7 protein-coding genes are annotated in these 7,867 nt (G+C 68.3%); 3 read left to right on the top strand and 4 right to left on the bottom strand.

All coding sequences use genetic code 11. The features are described 5' to 3' along the window. Window positions 1-159 precede the first annotated feature (159 nt). Window positions 160-2,079 (top strand): molecular chaperone DnaK, encoded by a 1,920-nt coding sequence (gene dnaK, locus M1L36_RS09510; RefSeq protein WP_250873500.1) that lies wholly within the window; start codon window positions 160-162, stop codon window positions 2,077-2,079. A gap of 12 nt (window positions 2,080-2,091) precedes the next feature. Here dnaK and M1L36_RS09515 read toward each other — a convergent pair whose 3' ends face one another. Next, window positions 2,092-2,616 (bottom strand): hypothetical protein, encoded by a 525-nt coding sequence (locus M1L36_RS09515; RefSeq protein WP_250873501.1) that lies wholly within the window; start codon window positions 2,614-2,616, stop codon window positions 2,092-2,094. A gap of 60 nt (window positions 2,617-2,676) precedes the next feature. After that, complete coding sequence (locus M1L36_RS09520; protein ID WP_250873502.1) at window positions 2,677-3,477, bottom strand: enoyl-CoA hydratase/isomerase family protein; 801 nt, start codon at window positions 3,475-3,477, stop codon at window positions 2,677-2,679. Between the two features lie 103 nt (window positions 3,478-3,580). Between M1L36_RS09520 and M1L36_RS09525 the strand changes: the two genes are divergently transcribed. Beyond that, complete coding sequence (locus M1L36_RS09525) at window positions 3,581-4,375, top strand: hypothetical protein (protein ID WP_250873503.1); 795 nt, start codon at window positions 3,581-3,583, stop codon at window positions 4,373-4,375. Between the two features lie 33 nt (window positions 4,376-4,408). On the opposite strand, the gene M1L36_RS09530 is transcribed toward M1L36_RS09525, so the two are convergent. Continuing rightward, on the bottom strand, window positions 4,409-6,190 hold the full coding sequence (locus M1L36_RS09530; RefSeq protein ID WP_250873504.1) for a Rieske (2Fe-2S) protein: 1,782 nt from the start codon (window positions 6,188-6,190) through the stop codon (window positions 4,409-4,411). A 119-nt stretch (window positions 6,191-6,309) separates the two neighbouring features. On the opposite strand from M1L36_RS09530, the gene dnaJ reads away from it, so the two are divergent. Continuing rightward, window positions 6,310-7,461 (top strand): molecular chaperone DnaJ, encoded by a 1,152-nt coding sequence (gene dnaJ / locus M1L36_RS09535; RefSeq protein WP_250873505.1) that lies wholly within the window; start codon window positions 6,310-6,312, stop codon window positions 7,459-7,461. A gap of 2 nt (window positions 7,462-7,463) precedes the next feature. On the opposite strand, the gene M1L36_RS09540 is transcribed toward dnaJ, so the two are convergent. Beyond that, window positions 7,464-7,867 (bottom strand): MazG nucleotide pyrophosphohydrolase domain-containing protein (locus M1L36_RS09540; protein WP_305794449.1); only part of this gene is annotated, 404 nt, incomplete at its 5' end.

Genomic DNA, 7,867 nt, shown 5'->3' on the forward strand with positions numbered 1-7,867 from the left:
GGTCACACCGAGCCGACTGGTACGGAACTTCTGTATAAAGCTTCGTAGGTGGGTCGGGGGCAGGTCGCCGAAAACCGCACCACTGCGGTCGATTGGGCCGAAAGTGTGTGACGGCGTATTCAGCAAGCTTTACCAGTGCGACGCCGGTATGGGACGGTAATGGCGAGCAACAAGATTCTCGGTATCGACCTCGGTACCACCAACTCCGCGTTCGCGGTGATGGAAGGTGGCGACCCCGAAATCATCGTCAACGGGGAGGGCGACCGCACGACACCCTCCGTCGTCGGCTTCACCGACGAGGAGCGACTCGTCGGCCGCCCCGCGAAGAACCAGGCCATCCAGAACCCAGAGCGCACCATCTCCTCCATCAAGCGCCACATGGGCGAGGAGGACTACACCGTCGACATCGACGGCGAACAGTACACGCCCGTCGAGATCTCGGCGATGATCCTCCAGAAGATCAAGCGCGACGCCGAGGAGTACCTGGGCGACGACGTCGAGAAGGCCGTCATCACGGTCCCGGCGTACTTCAACGACAAACAGCGCCAGGCGACGAAAGACGCCGGCGAGGTCGCCGGCTTCGAGGTCGAGCGCATCGTCAACGAACCGACCGCCGCGTCGATGGCGTACGGTCTCGACGACGACTCCGACCAGACCGTCCTCGTCTACGACCTCGGGGGCGGCACGTTCGACGTCTCCATCCTCGACCTGGGTGGGGGCGTCTACGAGGTCGTCGCCACGAACGGGGACAACGACCTCGGGGGCGACGACTGGGACGAGGCCATCATCGACCACCTCGCCGACGAGTTCGAGGCCGAACACGGCGTCGACCTCCGCGAGGACCGACAGGCACTCCAGCGGCTGAAGGACGCCGCCGAGGAGGCGAAGATCGAGTTGTCGAGTCGCAAGGAGACGACCATCAACCTGCCGTTCATCGCGGCGACCGATTCCGGCCCGCTCAACCTGGAGACGAAGTTGAGCCGCGCGAAGTTCGAGTCGCTCACCAGCGACCTCGTCGGGCGCACCGTCGAACCGACCGAACAGGCGCTCTCGGACGCCGGCTACTCGAAGTCCGACATCGACGAGGTCATCCTCGTCGGTGGCTCCACGCGGATGCCCCAGGTTCAAGAGCAGGTCGAGGAGCTCACCGGCCAGGCCCCGAAGAAGAACGTCAACCCCGACGAGGTCGTCGCGCTGGGCGCGGCGATTCAGGGTGGCGTGCTCGGCGGGGAGGTCGACGACATCGTCCTGCTCGACGTGACGCCCCTCTCGCTCGGTATCGAGGTCAAGGGCGGCCTGTTTGAGCGTCTCATCGAGAAGAACACGACCATCCCGACCGAGGAGTCGAAGATATTCACCACCGCGGCGGACAACCAGACCAACGTCCAGGTCCGTGTGTTCCAGGGTGAACGGGAGATGGCCGACCAGAACGAACTGCTCGGCGAGTTCCAACTCGCCGGTATCCCGCCCGCGCCTGCCGGCACGCCACAGATCGAGGTGACGTTCAACATCGACGAGAACGGCATCGTCAACGTCGAGGCCGAGGACAAGGGATCGGGTAACGCCGAGTCCATCACCATCGAGGGCGGTGCGGGGCTCTCCGACGACGAGATCGACCGGATGCAACAGGAGGCCGAAGAGCACGCCGAGGAGGACAAGGAGCGGCGCGAGCGCATCGAGGCGCGCAACGACGCCGAAGGCTCCGTCCAGCGTGCCCGCACGCTCATGGAGGAGAACGAGGAGAACGTCTCCGACGACCTCCGCGAGGACATCGAGGCGGCCATCGAGGACGTCGAGGAGACGCTCGAAGACGAGGACGCCACGACCGAAGACCTCCGCGACGCCAGCGAGGCGCTCGCGAAGGAGCTCCAGGAGATCGGCAAGCAGATGTACGAACAGCAGGCCGCCGCGGGCGGTGCGGGTGCCGGCGCAGGCCCCGGTGCGGGCGCTGGCGCGGCGGGCGCAGGTCCCGGCGAAGCGGGTGCCGGCCCCGGCGCGGGTCAGGAGTCGGAGTACGTCGACGCCGACTTCGAGGACGTTCAGGAGGACGACGAGACCGAGGAAGACGACGACGCGTAACCGAACGACTCTCTACGACTCTTCTGCTGTCGTCGACACGACCGGCGAGCCGTGGCCTTCGATAGTGGTCGCCACGGACGGGTCGACGGTCGTCTCGAACGTCGTTCCGAACTCGGGGTGGCGGTGGTCGACGGCCACCGTGTCGACGCGGTCGGGGTCGACCTGCAGGGCGACGCGGTAGTCGATGTCCGCGGCCCCACAGTCGTACTCGTCGAGGTCGTCGAATAGGGGGGACTGGTCGACGACGACGACGACCGTCCGGTCCACGAGGGTCACGTCGCCCAGGTGGAACTCGTGACAGCCGTCGAGGTGTGCGCGTCCGGTCACGACGACCCGACGCTCTCCGGCGTGGGCCGTGGCTCGGGGCTCGTCGTTCGGCCCGACGTACCCGCCGAGCGTCTCGAACGACGCTGGGACGGCCCGCACCGGCGTTTCAGTCGGCGTGTCGACACGAGTCGCGTCACTGCCACCGAGAACTGAGGTACAGCCAGCGAGCGGGACGGTGACGAGCGACGTGAGGAGGGCGCGGCGGTGCACACGGTCACTGAAGCGGGCCGAGAGAAAAACCTCGGGTGAGTGCTGGAGCGACCGCGTCGCCTACCGGCCGACGAACTCGGCGTCCTCTTTCCCGAAGAACGCGGCGTACCCGCGCTCGTAGTCCTCGGTCTGGGTCGCGTTGGCGATGGTGTCGGTCTCTGCGGCCATCTGCCCCGGCAGGTCGCGCCCGTAGCTCTCGACGAGCAGGCGTTTGGTCGCGCCGAACGCCTTCGTCGGGCCGCTGGCGAGACGGTCGGCCATCGCGGCAAGGCGGTCGTCGAACTCCTCGCTCGGGACGGACTCGGTGACGAGGCCCAGCGAGACGGCGTAGTCGGCGTCGATTGGTTCGTCCATCAGGACGAGTTCCTTCGCGCGGCGGAGGCCGACGAGGCGCGGGAGCCAGAACGTCGACCCACCGTCGCCGGTCAGACCGATGCGGCCGTAGGCGAACTCCAGACGCGCGTCGTCGGCCATCACGACGGCGTCGCCGGCGAGCGCCATCGAGAAGCCCGCGCCGGCGGCGACCCCGTTGACTCCGACGACGACGGGTTTCGGAGCCTGGTGGAACGCGAGGACGGTGTCGTGGAGCGTCGAAGCCAGCGAGCGCAGGTCGGGAGCGTCGCTGTCGTCGCCGTCGAACAGCGCGAGGTCCGCGCCGGCACAGAACACACCGTCGGTGCCGCGGACCGTGATACATCGAACGGACTCGTCGTCGGCCAGTCGCGTGGCGGCGTCGAACAGTTCGTCGGCCATCGTCGGGTTGAGCGAGTTGAAGTTGCTCGTCGAGGCGAGCGTCAGGTGGGCGACGCCGTCGGCGACGGTCAGTTCGAGGTTCTCGTAGTCGGTGTCGAAGTCGGACATACTCGGGGTTACAACGCAGTTGCGATAAAACAACTGGGATGGTCTCTCGGTGCGGCACCGACACGCACGGAACTTTATACGTGGACTCCCGAACGCCTCTCATATGCAACAGCTCGACGTCACCGACGACCAGTTGGCGTACCTCGAACGCGTGCGTGCGACCCTCGAATCGGAGTACCTCGGCCCCTACGGCACGGTGAGCATCCAGGACGCGCTCCAGTACCTCATCGACGTCCACGAGGCGACCGCACCCGAGATGCCCCAGGCCGACGCGGGCGTCGTCGCGGCCGCGACGGCGGGCGAGACGTCGGGGGCGAGCGTCTCCGTGTCCGTCACGAACGGGGTCGACGACGCGGCCTCGGCAACAGTCTCGGCCGAACCGGTCGCCGAGGACACCCCGTCAGACGAGTCGACCACCGACGAGTCGTCGACCGACGCGCAGACGGAGGACGCACCCGTTGCGGACCCCGACGAGGACGCGGCTGGGACCGAGCAGGACGCTCCCCCGGCCGCCGAGGCGGCCACCGGTGTCTCGGATGCGGACGAGCACCCCACCGAGACGGACGGTTCGACGGCCGACACCGAGGCGAGCGCGGACGCCGAGGAAAGCGTCGACACCGACGAGTCGGCCGCGACCGACGTCGACGCGGACGCCGAGGAGTCGACGCCCGAGGACGCGGCGGACGAGAGCCAGTCCGACGACGGTGGGGCCGCCGCGCCCGAGTCGGGTGGCAACGACCGACTCCAGGCGATGATGAACCTCCTCGACACCCACGGCGACAAGTGGCGCGAGGGCGACGGCGAGGCGCGCTACGAGGTCGACCTGCCCGACGGGTCGGTCGAGACGGTCCAGACGCGCGACGACGTGCGCGCCGTACTGTTCAAGAACTACCGGTAGTCCTCCTCGTTCCGAGCAGCGAGTCGGCCCCGTTTACTCGACCTCGTGCAACCGCTCGCCCTGGTGAAGACGCGTCGCGATGGAGAACGTCTGCTCGGCCGAGCGTCGCGTCGGGAAGTGCGCGGCCATGTAGCGCGCCGGCGCGACGAGCGCCAGTCGCTTCTCGAGTTCGTCGGTCGTCGGGTCGGCGACGAGCGCGTCGTACCGCTGGAACCCGGCCTCGACGTTCTGGAGCGTGTGGAACCCCACGTCCTCACGCAGGAGGCCGCGCCCGAGCGTCCGTTTCAGGTCCGCCGGGTCGCCCCCGGCGTCGAAGTGCTCGCTGACGAGGCTGGCGGCGCGGTTGACGCTGCCCTGCTCGTCGAAGCACGACAGGAGGTCCTCGCGGACGTCGACCGGGTCGCGGTCGCTCTCGCCGGGCGTCGGGACGGGTGCGCGTGGCTGGTTGAGAAAGCGGTCGAGGTACACCGACATCGCGGCGTCGAAACAGCCGCGGTACAGTTCGGTGGCGTCGGTCTTCGCCGTCGCGCGGTGGACCGCGTTCGCGTAGCTGAGCGTGTGGTGGACGGTGTTCCAGTCGCCGAACTCGTTGTTCGTCGCGAAGTACGCCAGGCGTCGGGAGGCCGCACGCGCCACCGCGTCCGAGAGCTGCTCGGTCGTCGCCCCCTTCCGGACGGCGTCGGTGAGCGCGTCGACGATGCGTTCCGGGTCGTCGCCGAGGAGCGTCTCGACGAAGTCGTCGGGCCGCGTCCACTCCTGTCCCGCGCCGGCGGCGACGAGGTCCGGCAGCAGGTCGTGCGCGTCGAAACACAGTTCGGCGATGTCGACCGGCTGTCGCCACGAGGAGAGTTCCTCCGAGCGTGTCGCGCCCGTGAGTTGGTCGAGCGTCGAGGCGAGGGCGGCGTCGGCGTGGTCCTCCCACCCCACGTGCTCTAGCGTCTCGAACGCTTTGTTGACGAAGTCCAGCGAGTGGCCGTTGTTCAGGTAGAGGCTGTCGGTCGCCGCGGTGAACAGGATGTCCGCGACGTCCTCGCGCGGGAGGTTCCCGATGGCGGTCAGCAGGACGCGCTCCGCGCCGTCGCGGTCCCGGACCTCGACGCAGTCGCGGAACCACTGTTTGAGGCGTGCTTTCGAGAGGTCGCGGTTCTCGAAGGCGTACTGCTGGAACCGTGGGGGTTCGCCCGCCGTCTCGTCGGCCACCTCGCGGACGCCCACGAACATCGCGCGACGCTTGTCGCGGCCGCCGACCTCGTCGTAGAGGTTCGCCATACAGCCGAGGGTGGTCAGCCCGCGGCCCCACCCCATCTCGCGGTAGCGCGTCCCGAAGTTGACGGCCGTCTCGACGGGCGTGTGGAACCCCTCGTCTTGCTCGTCGAGTCCGATGACGGCCTTCGCCATCACCAGCGAGAGGTTCTCGTGGAGGCCGTCGGCGAGACGGTTGCGCCAATGGGTCGCGGGGTCGACGTCGCTCGGTGGGTCCGGGTCGAGGTAGACGCCGTCCTCGCGCAACTCGACGGGGAACGTCCGGACGTCGTCGGCCCAGATGTCGAACGTGTCGCCAGCCTCCAACTCGAACCGGGCGTGGTGCCAGTGGCAGGTGAGGATGCCGTCCTCGATAGAGCCTCTGGAGAGAGGGAAGCCCATGTGCGGACAGCGGTTGTCGACGGCGAACACCTCGCCCTCGTGGTGGAACAGCGCGATGGCCTGGCCGTCCTCGCTGACGACTGCCTGGCCCTCGGTCTCGAGCGTCTCGCGGTCGGTGACGCGAACGAATCGGTCGTCGGCCGGTGCGTCGGTGTCGGGGTCCGTTGCCATAGTTCGACGTGGGCTAGCTCGTCACAAGTAGGTTCGCTGAAACCCGTTTTGGTCCGAGAACCGACACGTGCACGAGGCGGTCTGTTCAAGTGGCTCAACGGACAACGCTTCCCCAACGAATGAGCGAGGACTTCTACGACGCACTCGGGGTCTCCCGGGACGCGGACGCCGACGAGATCAAACAGGCGTACCGCAAGAAGGCCGCCGAGTACCACCCCGACGTGAGCGACGACCCGAACGCCGAGGAGAAGTTCAAACAGGTCAAGAAGGCCAAGGAGGTGCTCACGGACGAGGACGCCCGCGCCGCCTACGACCAGATGGGTCACGACCGCTACGAACAGGCCGAGAAACGCGGCTTCGACGCCAGCCAGAACGGTCAGGACCCGTTCGGTGGGATGGGCGGGATGGGTGGCGGCCAGGGAAGCCCGTTCGACGACATCTTCGAGCAGTTCTTCGGCGGCGGTGGCGGCGGGCGCGGCCGGGGCGGCCCGCGGCCGGGTCGTGACCTCCGCGCGGCGCTCACCATCGACCTCGAGGACGCGTTCTTCGGCACCTCCCGGGAGATGACCGTCACACGCCCGACGCGCTGTTCGACCTGTGACGGCCACGGCCACCCCGAGGACGCCGACGCCCGCACCTGTCCGGGCTGTGACGGTCGCGGCCAGCAGGTCCGGGTTCAGCAGACGCCACTCGGGCGCGTCCAGCAGACGACCACCTGTCCACAGTGTGAGGGTGAGGGGACGCTCTACAGCGAGACCTGCCCGGACTGCGACGGCGAGGGCGTCGTGATGGAGGAGTCCACCATCGACATCGAGGTGCCCGAGGGCATCCGCGACGGCCAGACCCTCCGGATGGACGGCGAGGGTGCGCCCGGCGAACCGGGTGCGCGCGACGGCGACCTGCTCGTCGAGATCTCGGTCGAAGCCGACGAGCGCTTCGAACGCGACGGCGACGACCTCTACGTCACTCACCCGGTCTCGTTCCCGCAGGCCGTCTTCGGCGACGACCTCGAGGTGGAGACGCTCGACGGCACCGTCTCGATGGACCTCCCGAAGGGCACCCAGAGCGGCGAGACGTTCCGCCTGCGCGGGAAGGGGATGCCCCGTCTCCAGCGTCGCGGGCAGGGCGACCTCTTCGTCCGCGTGCAGGTCGTCACCCCCGACCAGATGAACGCCGAACAGCGCGAGGCGCTCGAAGCGTTCGCCGAAGCCGGCGGCGAGGAAATCGACGTGAAAGAAGGGTTCTTCGAGAAGATCCGCAACTCGCTGTAGCGCTACGTTCCGCTCCCCGCCTCGCCCGTCTCGTCCAGGCGCGACTCGTACTTCGCCAGCGCGGTCTCCAGCGCCGACTCGGCGTCGGTGCCCGTCTCCTCACAGAGCGCGAGCAAGCAGAACAGCGCGTCGCCCAGTTCGTCCTCGGCGACGGCGACCGTCCCGGGCGAGTCGCCGTAGTCCGTCGAGGTGTTGACCTCCTTGGCGAGTTCGCCGACCTCGGAGGCGAGGTCGAGGACGCGGTGGGCGGGCGGGGCGTGCAGGTCGTGGTCGTCGAGGAACGTGGCGACCCGTCGCTGGTGGTTCACGTCCAACTCGGGAGAACGGAGCGGCCTGAAGCTATCGGAGTCGCCCGACTCAGTCCGCGAGGTGGTTCGTCCCGGCCTCGACGACGACATCGCGTTCG

Source organism: Halomarina rubra, from assembly GCF_023699475.1.
Classification (GTDB): Archaea; Halobacteriota; Halobacteria; order Halobacteriales; family Haloarculaceae; genus Halomarina; species Halomarina rubra.